This window comes from Streptomyces sp. NPDC101227, assembly GCF_044767545.1.
Lineage (GTDB): Bacteria > Actinomycetota > Actinomycetes > Streptomycetales > Streptomycetaceae > Streptomyces.
Map to the genome: position 1 here is coordinate 21,107 of NZ_JBIWOD010000004.1, position 17,649 is coordinate 38,755.

Genomic DNA, 17,649 nt, shown 5'->3' on the forward strand with positions numbered 1-17,649 from the left:
GGGTCTGACAATCGCGGTCCCGGCGCACGGCTCCCGGGTCGGCTCAGACGAGAACTCCCTTGTGCCACACGGCCGATACGAGCGGTACGCCCGGCCGGTAGGCGAGGTGGACGTGCGAGGGCGCGTCGAGGAGGGCGAGGTCGGCGCGGGCGCCGGGGGTGATCCGGCCGACGTCGGTGCGGCGCAGGGCGCGGGCGCCGCCCTCGGTGGCGGACCAGACGGCCTCGTCGGGCGTCATGCCCATGTCGCGGACGGCCAGCGCGATGCAGAACGGCATGGAGCTGGTGAAGGACGAGCCGGGGTTGCAGTCGGTGGACAGCGCGACGGTGGCGCCGGCGTCGAGCAGGGGGCGGGCGTCGGGCCACTGGGCACGGGTGGAGAACTCGGCGCCCGGCAGGAGGGTGGCGACGGTGTCGGACTGGGCGAGGGCGTCGATGTCGGCGTAGCTGAGGTGGGTGCAGTGGTCGGCGGAGGCGGCGCCGAGCTCGACGGCGAGCTGGACGCCGGGGCCGTGGCCGAGCTGGTTGGCGTGCACGCGCGGCATCAGGCCCTTGGCCTTGCCGGCGGTGAGGATGGCGCGCGCCTGGTCGCCGTCGAAGGCGCCCTTCTCGCAGAAGACGTCGACCCAGCGGGCGTGCGGGGCGCAGGCGTCCAGCATCGGGCCGGTGACGAGGTCGACATAGCCGGCCGGGTCGTCGGCGTAGTCGGGCGGGACGATGTGGGCGCCGAGGAAGGTGACCTCGTCGGTGTGGGCGGCGGCGATGCGCAGCGCGCGGGCCTCGTCCTCGACGGTGAGGCCGTAGCCGGACTTGGTCTCCTGGGTGGTGGTGCCCTGGCGGAGGCCCTCGGCGAGGTAGCGGGCGACGTTGGCGTGCAGCGCGTCGTCGGCCGCGGCGCGGGTGGCGGCGACGGTGGTGCGGATGCCGCCGGCGGAGTAAGGGCGGCCGGACATCCGGGCGTTGAACTCGGCGGTGCGGTCGCCGGCGAAGACGAGGTGGGAATGGGAGTCGACGAAGCCGGGGATACCGGCGCGGCCGGCCGCGTCGACGGCGTTGTCAGTGGCGGGTGCTTTGCTTGATTCACCGACCCAGGCGATGCGGTCGCCGTCGAAGACGACCGCCGCGTCCTGGATCAGACCGAGGGGGCCTTCGCCGAGGGAGGGGTCGTTGGTGACGAGCTGGCCGATGTGGGTGATGGCGGTGGTGGGCGCGGAGGCCGTGGTGTCGGTCGTCATCGCGGGGGTGGTCTCCTTCGGCCGCGGGCGGCGCGGGACAAGCGTCGGGCGGGCGGGGGTCAGCCGCGTACGGCGGCGATGGATGCGGCAAGCGCGCCGGGCACGTCGGGCACCAGCGTGTGGGCACCGTCCCGGACGATCTGGCGGCCGTCCACGACCGTGTGCCGCACATCCGCCGCGGAGGCGGCGAATACAGCGGTCTCGGCGCCCAGCCGGGGCAGCCCCCCTGCGGTGCGTACGGAATCCAGCGCGATCGTGGTGAGGTCGGCGCGCGCGCCGGTCTCGATGGTGCCGGCGTCGTCCCAGCCCAGGGCGGCGTGACCGTCGGCGGTCGCGGCGCGCAGCAGTGCGGCGGCCGTCCAATGCCCGCGGGTGCGGGTGCGCAGCCGCTCGTTGAGTTCCATGGCTCGGGCCTCTTCGAGCAGGTCGATGACGGCGTGACTGTCGCTGCCGAGGGACAGCGGGCTGCCGTGGGACTGGAGTTGGGCGGCCGGGCCGATGCCGTCGGCGAGGTCGCGTTCGGTGGTCGGGCACATGCAGACGCCGGTGCGGGTGCCGCCGAGCAGGCCGATGTCCTCGGGGGTGAGGTGGGTGGCGTGCACTGCGGTGGTCCGGGGGCCCAGTACGCCGTGGTCGGACAGCAGCTGGGTGGGGGTGCGGCCGTGTGCGTCGCGGCAGGCGTCGTTCTCGGCGGTCTGCTCGGAGAGGTGGAGGTGCAGCGGGGCCTGCCGCTCGCGGGCCCAGTCGGCGACGGTGGCCAGCTGCCCGGCGGGCACGGCGCGCACGGAGTGGATGGCGGCGCCGATCCGGGCGTGCTCGTCGCCGTCCTTGAGCGCGGAGGCACGCTGTGCCCAGTGCTCGGCCGTGCCGTCGGAGAAGCGCAGTTGGTGCCGGTCGGGCAGGGCGCCGAAGCCCGCCGAGAGATAGGCGGTGTCGAGCAGGGTGATCCGGATGCCGGCATCGGCAGCGGCCGCGATCAGCGCCTCACCCATGACGTTGGGGTCGTTGTAGCGGACGCCGCCGGGCGCGTGGTGCAGGTAGTGGAACTCGCCGACGCAGGCGATGCCGGCCAGCGCCATCTCGGCGTAGACGGCGCGGGCGAGGGCGTAATAGGTATCGGGGGTGAGCCGGTCGGCGACGCTGTACATGGTCTCGCGCCAGGTCCAGAAGGTACCGCTGCCCACCTGGACGGTGCCGCGCAGGGCGCGGTGGAAGGCGTGCGAGTGGGCGTTGGCGAGGCCGGGGAGGGTCAGGCCGCGCAGCGCGACGGCGCCGGGCGGCGGGCTCGCGATCTCGGTCCGTACGGCCGCGATCCGCCCGTCCGCCACGTCCACGACGACGCCGGGCTCGACATGCGTGCCCAGCCAGGCGTGTTCGAGCCAGTACGTGATCGGTGCAGCCTGCGGTGTCAGCGGCACGCCAGCCCCTCCAGTACGTCGGCGAGTGCGGTGACCCCGGCGACGCAGTCGTCCTCGGCCGCCGTTTCGGCGGGCGAGTGCGAGACGCCGGTGGGGTTGCGTACGAACAGCATGGCCGTGGGGATGGTTCCGGACAAAATACCGGCGTCGTGTCCCGCGCCGGTGCCCAGGACGGGCACGGTCCGCTCCCCCGCCTTGGCGAGGATCGCGCCCAGCTCGTCGCGCAGGGCGTGCTGGAACTCCACTACGGGGGTGAAGGATTCACGGACGACGGTCAGGTCCACTCCATCGCGCTGGGCGCGTTCGGCGGCCGCCCGCTCGATCCCGTCGATCACGGTGTCCAGGGTGTCCTGGTCGGCGGCCCGGGAGTCCAGCCAGCCTCTGACCAGCGAGGGAATGGCATTGACGCCGTTCGGCTCCACGCTGATCTTCCCGAAGGTGGCCAGGGCGCCGGCAAGTCTTGCCTGCTCGCGGGCTGCGAGCACGGTCGCCGCGTAGGTGAGCATCGGGTCGCGGCGGTCCTCGAGGCGGGTCGTACCGGCGTGGTTGGCCTCGCCGTGGAAGTCGAACCGCCAGCGGCCGTGCGGCCAGATGGCGGAGGCGATGCCGACCGGGTCGCCGGTGAGGTCGAGGGCGCGGCCCTGCTCGACATGGAGCTCGACGAATGCGCCGATCCTGGCGAGCCGTTCGGGGTCCGGGCCGATGGCCTCCGGGTCGTATCCGGCGCGTTCCATGGCCTGCGGCAGGGTGATGCCGTCGCCGTCGCACAGCCGGTGCGCGGCCTCGATGCCCAGTGCCCCTGCGGCGAGCCGGGAGCCGACGCAGGCCAGGCCGAAGCGGGCGCCTTCCTCATCGCCGAAGTTGACGATGGCCAGCGGCTTGTCGAGCTGCGCTCCCCGCCGCCGGAGTTCGTCCAGCGCGGCGAAGGAGGAGACGACGCCCAGCGGCCCGTCGAAGGCGCCGCCATCCGGTACGGAGTCCAGGTGCGAGCCGGTGACGACGGCGTCGCCGGGGGCCACGTCCTCATAGGTCGCCGCCCCGAGCCACGCCCACTGATTGCCGTTGCGGTCCAGCTCGTAGGCGAGCCCGCGGGCCTCGGCCTGCGCCTTGAACCACGCGCGGCAGTCGGTGTCGGCGGCGGTCCAGGCGTAGCGGCGGTAGCCCCCGGAGGAGGAGTTGCGCCCGATCGGCCGCAGCTCCTCCCACATCTCGTGGAACGAGGCGGTCACGCGCCCTCGCCTTCGCCCTCGCGCATCGGGATACGGACGCCCCGCTCGGCGGCCACTTCCTCGGCGCGCTCATAGCCCGCGTCGACGTGGCGGATGACGCCCATGCCCGGGTCGTTCTTGAGCACCCGGCGGATCTTCTCGCCCGCCAGGGGGGTGCCGTCGGCGACCGTGACCTGGCCCGCGTGGATCGAGCGGCCCATGCCGACGCCGCCGCCGTGGTGCAGCGAGACCCAGGAGGCGCCGGAGGCGACATTGACCATGGCGTTGAGCAGCGGCCAGTCGGCGATGGCGTCCGAACCGTCCTTCATGGCCTCGGTCTCGCGGTACGGCGAGGCGACGGAGCCGCAGTCGAGGTGGTCGCGGCCGATGGCCAGCGGCGCGCGCAGGGTGCCGTCGGCGACCATCTCGTTGAAGCGCTCGCCGGCCTTGTCGCGCTCGCCGTAGCCGAGCCAGCAGATGCGGGCGGGCAGGCCCTGGAAGTGGACCCGCTCCCCCGCCATCTTGATCCAGCGGGCCAGCGACTCGTTCTCCGGGAAGAGGTCCAGGATCGCCTTGTCGGTGGCGGCGATGTCGCGGGCGTCACCGGAGAGCGCGGCCCAGCGGAACGGCCCCTTGCCCTCGGCGAACAGCGGCCGGATGTAGGCCGGAACAAAGCCGGGGAAGGCGAACGACCGCTCGTATCCGGCGAGCTGGGCCTCGCCGCGGATGGAGTTGCCGTAGTCGAAGACCTCGGCGCCGGCGTCCATGAAGCCGACCATGGCCTCGACGTGCCGGGCCATCGACTCGCGCGCCCGCTGGGTGAAGTCGGCGGGCTTCTCCGCCGCGTAGGCGGCCATATCGGCGAAGTCGATACCGACGGGAAGGTAGGCCAGGGGGTCGTGGGCGCTCGTCTGGTCGGTGACGATGTCGATCGGTGCGCCCTCGGCGAGCATCTGCGGCAGCAGTTCCGCGGCGTTGCCGAGGAGCCCGATGGACAGCGGCTTGCGCTGGTCACGGGCCTCGACGGCGAGTTCGAGGGCGTGCTTGAGGCTGTCCGCCTTCACGTCCAGGTAGCGGTGCTCGATGCGCCGCTCGATGGCCCGGGGGTCGCAGTCGATGCAGATGGCGACGCCGTCGTTCATGGTGACGGCGAGCGGCTGGGCGCCGCCCATGCCGCCGAGACCGGCAGTGAGCGTGATCGTCCCGGCCAGGGTGCCGTTGAACTTCTTCGCCGCGACGGCCGCGAAGGTCTCGTACGTACCCTGCAGGATTCCCTGCGTCCCGATGTAGATCCATGAACCGGCCGTCATCTGCCCGTACATGGTCAGCCCGAGGGCCTCCAGGCGGCGGAACTCCTCCCAGTTGGCCCAGTCGCCGACGAGGTTGGAGTTGGCGATGAGCACCCGCGGCGCCCATTCGTGCGTCTGCATCACGCCGACCGGCCTGCCGGACTGGACGAGCATCGTCTCGTCCTGCTTGAGCGTGGTGAGCGTGCGCACCATCGCGTCGAAGGAGCGCCAGTCGCGGGCGGCCTTGCCCGTACCGCCGTAGACGACGAGCTTGTCCGGATGCTCGGCCACCTCCGGATCGAGGTTGTTCTGCAGCATGCGCAGCGCGGCTTCCTGCTGCCATCCCCGAGCGCTGAGCTCCGTACCGCGCGGTGCCCGCACGGGTCGCGGTCCCGACATGGGCCGTGCCTCCCTGACGTCTAATGGATCGAGCTATTCACATATTGACCTCGCTGAATAGTGTCAGTCAACAGGGCGCGGCAGCCCGCGGCCGCGAACCGCATCAACCGGCCGTCGCGGCCACGGCCGCGCCCACACCCCCATCCGCCCCCATTCACCTCCCCCCATCCACATCCACACTCACGCAGAGTTATCCACAGGCGCGGGACTCGACTTGCCTACAGGGAAAGCCAGCGCTAACTTTCCCAGTAGGCAAGTAAAAGTGGGTGCGCGGCCGAGCCGACCGCGTGCGCACGGAACCATCACGGGGAGGCGATGGCCATGAGCACACCGGTGGATGCCGAGAGGGCCTGGGCGGATCTGCAGCGCATCCGAGTACCGCAGGAGCGGGTGTACGACGAGATGGAGCGGCACGCGTTCGGCGGGGACGGTGCGGCGTACACGACGGCGGCGATCATGTGGGTCTTCCTCGCCAGCCTCGGGCTGAAGCCACCCGAGTGGGCCTTCTATCTGATACTCGTCGCGTACGTGGGCGTGCTGCTGACGCTGGCCGTCGTCTCCAGCCGCAAGACCCGGCTGCGGGCGCACCGCTCCGTCTACAACTGGCGGTCCTGCATCCCGTTCTTCGCGGGCGCACTGGTGACCGGCGGGGCGATCCTGTCCTCCGGCCGGCTCGTCGAGTGGCTTCACCTGCCGCTCGGCAGCGTCATCCAGGCCACGGTCTCGGCGGGTGCCTTCGTCCTGGTCATGCGCCCGGCCAACCGCTGGGCGGCCGGGTCGGTCCGCGGTCGGCTGGGGGCGCAACGATGAGCACCCCCTCCGGCTTCGACGAGCTGATCCATCCGTCCACCCGGCTGTCGGTGGTCGCGCTGCTCGCCGCCACGGAATGGGCAGACTTCGCGTTCATCCGCGAAAGCCTCTCGCTCAGCGACTCCGCGCTCTCCAAGCAGCTGCACACCCTGGAAGAGGCCGGGTATCTGGAGATCCACAAGGAGGGCGGCGGCCGGAAGCGCCGCACGAAGGTACGGCTGACGGAGCGCGGGCGGACCGCCTTCGAGGGACATGTGGCGGCGCTCCAGGCGATCGTCGAGGGCGCGGGACCCGCCACGGTGGCGCGGGAGCGGCAGCAGCACCACGCGGAGGCGGGACGATGACGACGACCGAGCGCACGACCGTACGCCCCACGGGCGCGGACGCATCCACCCGGCCGGCCGGCCCCGCCGTCAGCGCCCAACCCGTCATCCAGGTGCGCGACCTGCGCATGGCGTACGGCAGCATCGACGTCCTGCACGGCATCGACCTGGACATCGGCCGCGGCGAGATCTTCGCCCTGCTCGGGCCCAACGGCGCCGGGAAGACGACCACCGTCGAAATCCTGGAGGGCTTCCGGCAGCGCTCCGCCGGCGAGGTCCGGGTCCTGGGTACGGACCCGGCGCGCGGCGGCGACGCCTGGCGCGGCCGGATCGGGCTGGTCCTGCAGTCCTGGCGCGACCACCGCCGCTGGCGGGTCGGAGAGCTCCTGGCCCACTTCGCCACGTACTACCCCGACCCGCGCGACCCCGCCGAAGCCCTGGCGCTGGTCGGCCTCACCGACCAGGCCGGCCGGCAGGTGGACCGGCTGTCCGGCGGCCAGCGCCGCCGCCTGGACGTCGCGCTCGCCATCATCGGCCGCCCCGAGCTCCTCTTCCTTGACGAACCGACCACCGGCTTCGACCCCGAGGCGCGGCACGACTTCCACGTACTGGTCGAGCGGCTGGCCCGCGAGGAGGGCGTCACGGTCCTGCTCACCACCCACGACCTGGTGGAGGCCGAGCGGCTGGCCGACCGGATAGCCGTGCTGGTCGGCGGCCGGATCCGGGCGTACGGCACGCCGGCGGAGCTGGCCCGACAGGCCGCCGCACAGGCCGAGGTGCGCTGGACGGCCGCCGACGGCACGGCCCGCCACGAGCGCACCGAAGACCCCTCCCAGCTGGTCTGGGACCTCCACCGGGACGCCGACGGGCCGATCGCCGGACTGGAGGTCCGCCGCCCGACGCTGGAGGACACGTATCTGCACATGGTCCACGCCGAGGGCGAGAGGTCCGAGGAGCGGAACGACAACGGGGAGAAGCACGCAGCATGACCGAGAACCACCACCTCCGCCGCCGCTACTGGCGCGCCGGATTCCTTCGCGGCGGCATCGAACTGCGCCACTTCGTCCGCAACCGCAAGGAGATGACCGGCCAGCTGGCGAACGTGGTCGTCGCGCTGGTGCTGGCGGGCACCCTCAGCAAGAACGTGCCCGGCACCCACCTCCCGATGGCCCATCTGATCCTGGCGGGATTCTCCGCCTATCTGCTGTTCCAGATCGGGCTGGTCAATCTCCCGCAGATCCTGGTGACCGAACGGGAAGAGGGCGCCCTGCTGCGCCTGCGCGCCACGCCCGGCGGCATACCGGCCTATCTCGTCGCCAAGTCGCTGCTGGTGGTCGCCATGGCGCTCGGCACCCTCGTCGTCCTGCTCGGGGCCGGTGCGCTGCTGGTGGACGGACCGCTTCCGCGCGATGCCGGCGGCTGGCTGACGCTGCTGTGGGTGGCCGGGCTCGGGCTGCTCGCCGTGGTGCCGCTGGGTGCGGCCATCGGGGCCGTACTGCCCAATCCGCGCGAGGCGCTGGCGTTGATCATGCTGCCTGCGATGGGGCTGCTGTTCACCTCGGGAGCGATGTTCCCCTTCGGCTCACTGCCGGTGGTGGTCCAGAAGATAGCGGCCGTCTTCCCCCTCAAGTGGATGGCGCAGGGTATGCGCTCGGCGCTGCTGCCGGACGCCGCCCGCGTCGCGGAACCGGCCGGCTCCTGGGAGCTGCCGACGGTCGCCCTGGTCCTGACCGCATGGGCCGTCCTCGGGTTCCTTCTCGCCATACCCCTGCTGCGCCGCGCCGCCCGCCGCGAGTCCGGTTCCCGGATGACCGAGCGCCACCGCAAGGCGGGGCTGAGCGGGGCGGCGGCGTAACGGCACGGACGGGGTAATGGCACGAGGGTGTGACGGTCCGGAGGTGTGACGGTACGAGGGGTGTAAAGGTCCGGGGCGTCGGGCCGTATCCGATGGCGCGACGCACCGCCCAATGGTGAAGTTGCCTCATGATTGGCCCCAAGGACGAGCCCGCGACAGGCCCCCTCCACGGCCCCGTGCCAGGACGCCTGCCCGGCTTCGCGACCAGCCCCGTGACCGGGCCCGTTCCCGGTCCGGCACACGGCTCCACGGCCGGCGGCACGGACGTCTCCGCACTCAGGGCCCGCGCGGGTTCGCCCGGCGGCAGCGGCTTCAGGGACCGCACGGGGCCGGCGGAAGGCACCGGCTTCACCGGTGGCGCGTACCCCACCGGCCGGGACCGTGCCGTACAGGCGGCCGTCGCCCAGGGGCTGGTCGGGCCCGCCGAGCCCATCGCAGGGCTGCTCGACATCGCCGGGATCCGCCGTTCGGTGGCCGAACTCCGTGCCGCCTTCGCGGAGTTCACCGCACCCGGCACGCCGGTGCTGCACGCCTTCGCGGTGAAGGCCGCCTCGCTCGTACCCGTACTGCGGCTGCTCGCCGAGGAAGGGCTCGGCTGCGAGGTGGCCAGCCCCGGGGAGCTGGCGCTGGCCCGCGCCGCACGGGTGCCGGCCGCGCACACGGTGCTCGACTCCCCCGCCAAGACCCGCGCCGAGCTGCGCGAGGCGCTGGCGCTCGGCATCGCGGTCAACGCCGACAACCCCGAAGAGCTGTCCCGTATCGACGCCCTGATGGCCTCCGCGCCGTCCTCCGCGCCGATCGGCCTCCGCGTCAATCCGCAGATCGGCGGCGGCAGCATCGGCGCGATGAGCACCGCCACCGACACCTCCAAATTCGGCGTGGGGCTACGCGACGAGGGCGCCCGCGACTGGGTCGTACGGGCCTGCCTCGAGCGCCCGTGGCTGACCCGGCTGCACGCCCATGTCGGCTCCCAGGGCATGCCGCTGGAGCTGATGGCCTCGGGGGTGGCGGCGCTGTTCCACCTGGCCGAGGAGATCAACGAACGGGCCGGCCGGCGGCAGATCGACACCCTCGACATCGGCGGCGGCCTGCCGGTCAACTTCGCCTCGGACGCGACCACCCCCACCTTCCGCGAGTACGCCGCGCTGCTCCGCTCGACCGTCCCGGGCCTGCTGTCCGGACGCTATGGGCTCGTCACCGAGTTCGGCCGCTCGCTGCTGGCCAAGCACGGCACGGTCGTCGCCCGCGTCGAATACGCGAAGTCGGCGGGCGGCCGTCCCATCGCGGTCACCCATGCCGGCGCCCAGGTCGCCACCCGTACGGTCTTCGTGCCCGAGGCCTGGCCGATCCGGGTCGCCGCCTATGACGCGCAGGGCCTGCCCAAGACCGGCCCGCAGGTCGCCCAGGACATCGCGGGCCCCTGCTGCTTCGCCGGAGACCTGGTCGCAGAGAACCGCCCGCTGCCCCTCCTGCAGTCCGGCGACCACGCCGCCCTCCTGGACACCGGCGCCTACTACTTCTCGACCCACTTCGCCTACAACTCCCTGCCCCGCCCCGGCATTTACGGCTACGCGGCCGCCCCCGACGGCACCGTCCGGTTCGCGACCGTACGCCCCCCGCAGACCCTGGCCGAGCTCACCGAGGAGAGCGGCGGCGCCCACACCGACGCGCTCCGCGCCCTCGGCTAGCGGGCAGTCCGCGCCCGCCCGCGCCTATCGCCGCCCGGCACCGGTCCCCGCCGGCCGGGCGGCACCACGCCGGCCCCGCGCCCCACCCGGCGCCGCGTCCCCCGCCGCCGTACCCGTCGTCACATACCCCCGCACGGCCTTGCCCGCGGCCCCGCCGCGCCCGGCCGCCTCCGTACGCACCCACAGCAACGCGTCCCGCTCCCGCTCCCAACGGCCCAGCCACAGCGCCTTGCCCCACAGCCCCAGCGCGGCCCCGGCCATCAGCAGCCCGCCGGCGGCGGGCAGCGCGAACGACGATCCGACCGCCGCCGGAAAAGCGAGCAGCAGCCACCAGCGGTGCGCCCGGCGCCAGAGGCGGAGGGTGACCGCCCGGTCCTGGAGGATGACGGCCTTCCCGGCACGGGAGGCCTCATCGGCCAGGGCCGCATACCGTCGGCGCCGCACCGCGAACACCACGAACGCCGCGACAATGCCCAGCGCCACCCCCGCCGGCACGCCGATGCCCCGCCCGGTCAGCCCCGGCACCAGCACACCGATCCCCGCGGCCAGCAGCCCGGACCACCACAGCCATCCGGCCGGTGCCCGCACGATCACCGCCACCCGCGCCAGCGCATACGCCCCGCGCCCCACGGCAGACCTCCTCATGCCCGTCACCTGTGTCCCGGCGGCGGATCGTAGCCAGCGCGGATGAGGATTCCCTGAGACCGCCCGGGGAGGCCACGGACGGGGGGCCGTCAGGGGAACAGGGCGAAGGAGGCGGAGGAGGCGGAGGAGGCGGAGGAGGTGACCTGCTCGGGGCGCGGGGCCGGGAAGTGCCCGTCACCGGCGAGGGCGTAGAGCGCACCCGCGTCGGGGATCAACGACCGCACCGCAGACGCTCTCGTCGACCGCCCCTCGTCGACCGCTTCTCGTCGACCGCCGCTTGGAAGATCTTGCGATGGCGCGCCGCGGTATCGGTGCGGCCCGACCGGCTCATCCCTGCGAACGCCGCACATCCCGGCCGTTCGACCGCGGGCGGAAGTTCGTCGTCCGCGGCGAAGGGCGCGACCTCCGGCTCGTCATCGGCCGGTCCCCCGAACGGACGACCACCCCCTCGCCCGGCCCTCACCCCGCCCTTCACTCCACGAACAACCCCCTGGCCACCGCCCTCGCATCGAACTCCTCCAGCCGCGCCTGCGCGTCCGGGAGGGCGTCGCACATCGCCTCCAGAAGGACGCGGCCCAGCAGCATGGGGGCGCAGGCCGTGTCGAAGGCGAGGCCGGTGCCGACAGCGGCGGGGAGGAGGAGGTCGGTGTGGTGGGCGACGGGGGCGAAGGCGCTGTCGGCGACGGTGACGGTGGTCAGGCCGGCCTCGCGGGCGTATTCGAGGGCGTCGACGGCCTCGCGGGGGTGCCGGGGCAGCGCGAAGCAGAGGAGGGCGCCGGCGCCGGCGCGGACGGCGGCGTCGATGCGGTCGGTGAGCATGGTGCCGCCCTCGTCCAGGAGGCGGACGTCGGGGTGGACCTTGCGGGCGAAGTAGGTGAAGCCGGCGGCCTGGGCGCCGGCGGCGCGCACGCCGAGGACGGGCAGCGGGCGGGAGGCGGCGAGGAGGCGGCCGGCCTCGATCACCGGGGACGGGTCGGCGAGGGCGGCGGCCAGGTGGCGGAGGTTGTCGATCTCCGCCTGGACGGCCTGCTGGTACTCGTTGTACGAGCCGGTGTCGTCGGGCCTTTCGGCGGGCGCGACCTCGCGGAGGTGGCGGCGGAGCGCCGGGTAGCCGTCGAAGCCGAGCGCGACGGCGAAGCGGGTGACGGAGGGCTGGCTGACGCCGGCCAGTTCGGCCAGTTCGACGCTGGAGAGGAAGGGCGCGTCGGCGGCCTGCCGCACCATGCAGTGCGCGATCCGCCGCTGGGTGGGCGTCAGCCGGTGCCCCTCGAAGAGCTTCTGCAGGCGGGCGGCGGTGCCCGCGTCGGCCGCGCCCGTGCCCGTGCGCGTGCCCTCGGCCGCGCCGCCGTTGTCCCCGTCCCCGCTCATCGCCTCTTCTTCCCGGCCCGGGAGGGCCTTGTGACTCGTGCCGTGCCGCGTGTCGTGTGAACCGTTGCCGGCCCGCGTACAGGCGGACCGACTGTACGGAACCGGCCGGCCGTACGGACCGGCGGACGGTAGGTAATCCCTGGCCCGCCCCGGCCGCCGCTATGCCTCACGCCTCCGCCAGCCCGTCCAGCAGCCCCGCCGCCACCGCCACATCATCGGTCAGCGGGCGGTCCTCCATGCGCGGGTCCAGCGCCTCGGCGGCGAACGCATAGGCGGTGGCGAGCGGCAGACCCGGCTCCGGTTCCAGCGAGCGCATCCGCAATGCCCGTACGGCGGCGACCAGTTCGCAGGCCAGGACCTGACGGTAGTACGTGGCCGCGCGCAGGGTCTGACGGGCACCGAGGGAGGCGAAGCTGGCCTGTTCCTCCACGCCGCGGGAGAGGACGGCGTGTCCCAGGGAGGCCGGATAGGAGACGGCACGCATTTCGCCGAGGGCCGCGCCGGCCGCGTACTCGAGGATCATGACGCCGGAGCTGGCGGGGGCCGCGTCGCCCAGGAACGGCCGCAGTCGGGTGAAGTCCGGCTCGGAGAGGGCGGCGAGGCGGGCGGTGGAGAGCCGGGCGGTCTGGAGGACGGCGAGGCGGAAGGAGTCGAGGGCGAGGGCGGCGTGCGCGGCGTAGAAGTTGCCGTGGTGGTAGGCGGCCTGGTCCTCGATGCTGATGAGGGGGTTCTCGGAGGCGGCGTTCACCTCGATGGCCAGGACCGCGTCCAGCGCGTCGGCGGCGTCCTGTGCCGGGCCGTGGATCTGGGGGAGGCAGCGGAAGCCGTACGGGTCCTGGATGCGGCCCAGGGGCGGAGCGGGGCGGTCCGGGACGCCGGAGAGGCCGCGCAGCCGGGCCGCGGCGGCGGCGGAGCCGGGGTGCGGGCGGGCGCGCATCACGGGTTCGGCGAAGGGTTCGTAGGAGCCGCCGACCGCGAGGAGGGAGAGCCCGGCGATGGGCAGGGCGGCGGCCAGCAGGCGGCGCAGTTCGTCGAGGGCGAGCGCGGACTGGCCCAGGGTGAGGGCGTTGCTGCTGATCAGGGCGAGGGCGTCGTTGTTGTCGAGGGGGATGGGGGCCGGGGCCTGGGCTCCCGGCGTGCGGTGCCAGGGGTGTTCGCCGGCCAGCGCGAGGCCGGTCTGGGCGAGGGCGGCGAGGTCGCCGGTGCCCACGGCGCCGTGTTCGTTGATGACGGGGTGCGCACCGGACTCCAGGGCGGCGAGCAGGGAGGTGATCACGGCGGGGTTCAGTCCGGCGCCGCCCGCCAGCAGTTGGTTGGCCCGTACGACGAGCATGGCGCGCACCTCGCGGGCCGGCAGCGGGTCGCCGATCGCGCCGGCGTGGCTGCGCAGCAGGCGCAGCCCGTGTTCGGCGTCGGCCCCGACCTCCTCCGTACGGTTGGCGCCGACGCCGGTGCTGCGCCCGTAGACGCGGCCGGTGGCGGCGAGGCGGCGGGCGGTGTCCCAGGATTCCTCGGCGAGCGCGAGGGCCTTGGGATCGGGGGCAGTGGCATGCGCGGTGCGCTCGGCGAGGGCGGCGATATCGGCGGCGCCCAGACCGGTGCCGTCGAGTGTGATGCTCCGGCCGGCCCGTCGGCCTTTGTCCAGCATGTGGGAAACCAAGGGGCTCAACTCCCTCTTATAAGGCTTTTTATGGACGGAAGTCCGACACCTCGTTCCGTACGGTGAGCCGAAGCAAACAGGCGACATAACGGCGGTGCGGCCCGGACACCCCGGCCCGCGAGGCCACACGTGATTGACGCCCGCCTATTGACTTCTATTCACGTGCCTAAGACTCTGCATGACACTATGCAGGCCGGGCAAGGGGCAGCGGATGATCAAGTTCGACGCAGTCAGCAAGCGATACCCGAACGGCACAACGGCGGTGGACGATCTGTCGCTGGAATTCCCCGAAGGCGGCGTCACCGTCCTCGTCGGATCCTCCGGATGCGGCAAGACCACCACCCTGCGAATGATCAACCGGATGGTCGAACCGACCTCCGGCACCATCAGCGTCGGCGGCCGCGACATCCTCGAGGCCGACGCCGCCGAGCTGCGCCGCGGCATCGGATACGTCATCCAGCAGTCCGGCCTCTTCCCCCACCGTACGATCCTCGACAACATCGCGACCGTGCCGCTGCTGCTCGGCTGGGGCAGGCGCAAGGCCCGCGCCCGCGCCGCCGAGCTGCTGGAGCTGGTGGGCCTGCCCGCCGACGCCGGCAAGCGCTATCCGCACCAGCTCTCCGGCGGCCAGCAGCAGCGCGTCGGGGTCGCCCGCGCGCTCGCCGCCGATCCGCCCGTCCTGCTGATGGACGAGCCGTTCGGCGCGGTCGACCCGGTCGTGCGCACCCAGCTCCAGAACGAGCTGCTGCGCCTCCAGGACGAGCTGCGCAAGACCGTCGTCTTCGTCACCCACGACATCGACGAGGCGGTCCGCCTGGGCGACCGGATCGCGGTCTTCCGCACCGGCGGCCGGCTCGTCCAGTGCGCCCCGCCCGCCGAACTGCTCGCCCGCCCCGCCGACGACTTCGTCGCCGACTTCCTGGGCGCCGAGCGCGGGCTGAAGCTGCTCTCGCTCACCACGCTCGCGGACGTTCCCCACGCGCCCGGCCGGGCGATACGGGCGGACGAGCCGGTCGGCAAGATAGCCCGCGACGGGGGCCGCTGGCGGCTGGTGACCTCGCCGGGCGGCGCACCGCTGGGCTGGCTGGACACCGAAGCGCTGCCGGCCGGCGGCACGGCGGGCGAGGCCGCGCTGGAGGCCGTACGGCCGCTGCGCGACGAGGATTCGCTGCTCTCGGCGCTCAACGAGGCGGTGTCCGCGCCGGCCGGCGCGGTCGCCCGGGTCGACACCGAGGGCGTGCTGGTGGGGCTCACCTCCCGCGAGGCGATCCACGAGCGGGCGGGCCGCAGCCACGCGGAGGCGGGGCGGCCGCCCGCGGCCCCGCAGCGGGCCGCCGCGGGCAAGGGCACCGAGCCCGCCGCCACCGCGGAGCGCCCCGCATGACCATCGAATGGGGCTGGTTCCCCGACCACGCCGACGAGATGACCCGCCTGACCGCGGACCACCTCGCCACCGCCGTCCCCGCCGTCCTCCTCGGCCTGCTGATCGCGCTGCCGCTGGCGGTCCTCGCGCACCGCGTGCGCCCGCTGCGCGGCTTCGTCCTCGGCGCCTCCAACATCCTCTACACCATCCCCTCCCTCGCCTTCTTCGTCCTCCTCCTGCCGGTCACCGGCCTCACCCGCACCACCGCCATCGTCGGCCTCACCGCGTACACCCTGGTGGTGCTCGTACGGAATACGGTCGAGGGCCTGGACGCCGTCCCCGCCAAGGCCCGCGAGGCATCGAAGGCGATGGGGACCAAGCCCCTGCGCACCCTGCTCACCGTCGAGCTGCCGCTCGCCCTCCCCGTGATCATGGCGGGCGTACGGGTCGCCACCGTCATGTCCATCTCCCTCGTCAGCGTGGCGAGTTACATCGGCTACGGCGGCCTCGGCCAGCTCTTCACCGACGGCTTCCAGCGCAACTACCCCACCCCGGTCATCGCCGGGGTCGCCCTGACCCTGCTGCTCGCCCTGGTGGCCGACGCGCTGCTGGTGACCGTCCAGTGGCTGTGCACCCCCTGGCGGCGCGGCACCTCCCGGGCGCGCACCGCGAAGACGCCGTCCGCCCTCAAGCCGTGGAAGCGAGCGTGACGCGCCGATGCTCGAACTCCTGAAGAACCTCGCCTCGTGGCTGACCAGTCCGGCCCAGTGGTCCGGCCCCGAGGGCATCGCCACCCGCATCCTGGAGCACCTCGAATACTCGGTGCTCGCCACCCTCGCCGCGGCCGTCATCGCGCTGCCGATCGGCCTGCTCATCGGGCACACCGGCCGCGGCGCCTTCCTCGCCGTCAACCTCTCCTCGTTCGGCCGGGCGCTGCCCACCGTCGGGCTCGTCACCCTCGTCTTCCTCGCCGGCGGACTCAGCGTCTGGCCGGTGTATGTGTCGCTGGTCGCCCTCGCCGTGCCCGTCATCATCACCAACACCTACGCGGGGATGGCCGCGGTCGACCCCGAGGTCAAGGACGCCGCCAAGGGCGTGGGGCTGCGCGGTCACCAGATCCTCTGGCAGGTCGAACTCCCCCTCGCGCTGCCCCTGATCATGACCGGCGTACGGCTCGCGACCGTGCAGGTCGTCGCCACCGCCACCATCGCCGCCTACGTCAGCTTCGGCGGGCTGGGCCGCTATGTCTTCGACGGGCTGGCGCAGCGCGATCTGGTGCAGGTGCTGGGCGGCGCGGCCCTGGTCGCCGTCCTCGCCGTCGTCGCCGACCTGGCCCTGGGCGGAGTGCAGCGGCTGCTGTTCCGCGGCCGCCCGGCCACCGCCCGCTGAGCGTCCCGCCGCCCCGCCCGCCTCCGTACGCACGTCCCGAGGAGCCCCGCCCATGAACCGTCGGACCGCACTGACCGCCCTGCTCGCCGGCGCCTCGGCCCCACTGCTGGCCGCCTGTTCCTCCGGTATCACCTCGCTCAAGGGCGACGGCGCCGGCGGCGACAGCGGCAGCAGCAGCGGCGGCCTCGTCATCGGCACCGCCAACTTCACCGAGAACCAGATCCTCGGCTACCTCTACGCGGGCGTCCTGAACGCCGCCGGCGTCAAGACCACCGTCAAGCCCAACCTCGGCTCCCGCGAGATCGTCGTCCCCGCGCTGCGCTCCGGCGATATCGACCTGCTCCCCGAATACCAGGGCAGCCTCCTCCTCTACCTCGACAAGAAGGCCACCGAGACCGAGGCGGGCGCCATGCAGAACGCCCTGGCCACGGTCCTGCCCGACGGCCTCGAAGTCCTCCCGTACGCCGCCGCCGAGGACCGCGACACCTTCGCCGTCACCCGTGAGACCGCCGACCGCTACGGCCTGAGGTCCCTCGCCGACCTGCGCAAGGTGAACGGCAAGCTGGTGTTCGGCGCGGCCGCGGAAATGAAGAAGCGGGTGGTCGGGGTCGTCGGCCTCAAGGACCAGTACGGCGTCGAGTTCAAGGAGTTCAAGGCCCTCGACTCCTCCGGTCCGCTCGTCAAGGGCGCCCTCAAGAAGGGCGACATCGACATCGCCAACGTCTTCACCACCGACGTCGACACCGCCGCGAACGGCTGGGTCCTCCTCGCCGACCCCAAGCACCTCATCCCCGCCCAGCACATCGTCCCGCTGATCGCCTCCCGCAAGGCCGACTCCAAGGTCCGCAAGGCCCTCGCCCGCCTCGGCAACACCCTCACCACCGACCGGCTCACCGAGCTCAACCGCCTCGTCGACAAGGAGAAGCGGGACCCGGACCGGGTGGCCGCCGCCTGGCTGGCCAAGCACAAGCTCGGCGGCTGAGGCGGCGGGGCGGGGGCC

The 17,649-nt window shown here is 73.2% G+C and carries 17 protein-coding genes; 9 read left to right on the forward strand and 8 right to left on the reverse strand.

Going from position 1 to position 17,649, the window contains the following annotated elements; all coding sequences use genetic code 11:
- Positions 1–43 precede the first annotated feature (43 nt).
- Genes hutI through hutU form a run of 4 tightly spaced genes read right to left on the reverse strand, consistent with a single transcriptional unit; the run spans position 44 to position 5,548 of the window.
- Positions 44–1,234 (reverse strand): imidazolonepropionase, encoded by a 1,191-nt coding sequence (gene hutI, locus ACIRPT_RS09680; RefSeq protein ID WP_403824712.1) that lies wholly within the window; start codon positions 1,232–1,234, stop codon positions 44–46.
- 59 nt (positions 1,235–1,293) lie between these two features.
- Positions 1,294–2,652, reverse strand: a complete 1,359-nt coding sequence (locus tag ACIRPT_RS09685; protein ID WP_403824715.1) for a formimidoylglutamate deiminase — start codon at positions 2,650–2,652, stop codon at positions 1,294–1,296.
- Positions 2,643–3,881, reverse strand: a complete 1,239-nt coding sequence (locus tag ACIRPT_RS09690; protein WP_403824718.1) for an allantoate amidohydrolase — start codon at positions 3,879–3,881, stop codon at positions 2,643–2,645. Before ACIRPT_RS09690 ends, ACIRPT_RS09685 begins: the two co-directional genes overlap by 10 nt.
- The gene (gene hutU, locus ACIRPT_RS09695; protein ID WP_403824721.1) at positions 3,878–5,548 is read right to left on the reverse strand and encodes a urocanate hydratase; all 1,671 of its coding nucleotides are present in this window, start codon (positions 5,546–5,548) and stop codon (positions 3,878–3,880) included. Before hutU ends, ACIRPT_RS09690 begins: the two co-directional genes overlap by 4 nt.
- A 321-nt stretch (positions 5,549–5,869) precedes the next feature.
- Between hutU and ACIRPT_RS09700 the strand changes: the two genes are divergently transcribed.
- The 5 genes from ACIRPT_RS09700 (at position 5,870) to ACIRPT_RS09720 (ending at position 10,224) form a co-directional block, all read left to right on the forward strand.
- Positions 5,870–6,358, forward strand: coding sequence for a hypothetical protein (locus ACIRPT_RS09700; protein ID WP_403824724.1), 489 nt, complete (start codon positions 5,870–5,872; stop codon positions 6,356–6,358).
- The gene (locus tag ACIRPT_RS09705) at positions 6,355–6,702 is read left to right on the forward strand and encodes a transcriptional regulator (RefSeq protein WP_403510058.1); all 348 of its coding nucleotides are present in this window, start codon (positions 6,355–6,357) and stop codon (positions 6,700–6,702) included. The genes ACIRPT_RS09700 and ACIRPT_RS09705 overlap by 4 nt, the downstream gene beginning before the upstream one ends.
- A 107-nt stretch (positions 6,703–6,809) precedes the next feature.
- A complete protein-coding gene (locus ACIRPT_RS09710) occupies positions 6,810–7,670 on the forward strand; it encodes an ABC transporter ATP-binding protein (RefSeq protein WP_403825842.1) in 861 nt (286 codons plus the stop codon).
- Positions 7,667–8,536, forward strand: coding sequence for an ABC transporter permease (locus ACIRPT_RS09715; RefSeq protein WP_403824728.1), 870 nt, complete (start codon positions 7,667–7,669; stop codon positions 8,534–8,536). The genes ACIRPT_RS09710 and ACIRPT_RS09715 overlap by 4 nt, the downstream gene beginning before the upstream one ends.
- A gap of 128 nt (positions 8,537–8,664) precedes the next feature.
- Complete coding sequence (locus tag ACIRPT_RS09720) at positions 8,665–10,224, forward strand: diaminopimelate decarboxylase (protein ID WP_403824731.1); 1,560 nt, start codon at positions 8,665–8,667, stop codon at positions 10,222–10,224.
- Between the two features lie 24 nt (positions 10,225–10,248).
- Here ACIRPT_RS09720 and ACIRPT_RS09725 read toward each other — a convergent pair whose 3' ends face one another.
- The 4 genes from ACIRPT_RS09725 to ACIRPT_RS09740 all read right to left on the reverse strand — a co-directional run bounded on the left by ACIRPT_RS09725 (position 10,249) and on the right by ACIRPT_RS09740 (position 13,885).
- Complete coding sequence (locus ACIRPT_RS09725; protein ID WP_403824733.1) at positions 10,249–10,869, reverse strand: hypothetical protein; 621 nt, start codon at positions 10,867–10,869, stop codon at positions 10,249–10,251.
- A gap of 89 nt (positions 10,870–10,958) precedes the next feature.
- On the reverse strand, positions 10,959–11,093 hold the full coding sequence (locus tag ACIRPT_RS09730) for a hypothetical protein (protein WP_403824735.1): 135 nt from the start codon (positions 11,091–11,093) through the stop codon (positions 10,959–10,961).
- A gap of 247 nt (positions 11,094–11,340) precedes the next feature.
- Complete coding sequence (locus ACIRPT_RS09735) at positions 11,341–12,237, reverse strand: MurR/RpiR family transcriptional regulator (protein ID WP_403824738.1); 897 nt, start codon at positions 12,235–12,237, stop codon at positions 11,341–11,343.
- Positions 12,238–12,403: 166 nt separating this feature from the next.
- Positions 12,404–13,885 (reverse strand): aromatic amino acid ammonia-lyase, encoded by a 1,482-nt coding sequence (locus ACIRPT_RS09740; protein ID WP_403824741.1) that lies wholly within the window; start codon positions 13,883–13,885, stop codon positions 12,404–12,406.
- Positions 13,886–14,108: 223 nt separating this feature from the next.
- Here ACIRPT_RS09740 and ACIRPT_RS09745 point away from each other — a divergent pair, with 223 nt between their 5' ends.
- Genes ACIRPT_RS09745 through ACIRPT_RS09760 form a run of 4 tightly spaced genes read left to right on the forward strand, consistent with a single transcriptional unit; the run spans position 14,109 to position 17,631 of the window.
- Positions 14,109–15,281 (forward strand): ABC transporter ATP-binding protein, encoded by a 1,173-nt coding sequence (locus ACIRPT_RS09745; RefSeq protein WP_403824744.1) that lies wholly within the window; start codon positions 14,109–14,111, stop codon positions 15,279–15,281.
- Positions 15,278–15,970: an ABC transporter permease gene (locus ACIRPT_RS09750; protein ID WP_403824748.1), complete on the forward strand. Its 693-nt coding sequence runs from the start codon at positions 15,278–15,280 to the stop codon at positions 15,968–15,970. The genes ACIRPT_RS09745 and ACIRPT_RS09750 overlap by 4 nt, the downstream gene beginning before the upstream one ends.
- 7 nt (positions 15,971–15,977) lie before the next feature.
- On the forward strand, positions 15,978–16,649 hold the full coding sequence (locus ACIRPT_RS09755) for an ABC transporter permease (protein ID WP_403824751.1): 672 nt from the start codon (positions 15,978–15,980) through the stop codon (positions 16,647–16,649).
- Between the two features lie 52 nt (positions 16,650–16,701).
- Entirely contained in the window at positions 16,702–17,631 is a 930-nt protein-coding gene (locus ACIRPT_RS09760) for an ABC transporter substrate-binding protein (protein WP_403824754.1), read from the forward strand.
- Positions 17,632–17,649: the final 18 nt, after the last annotated feature.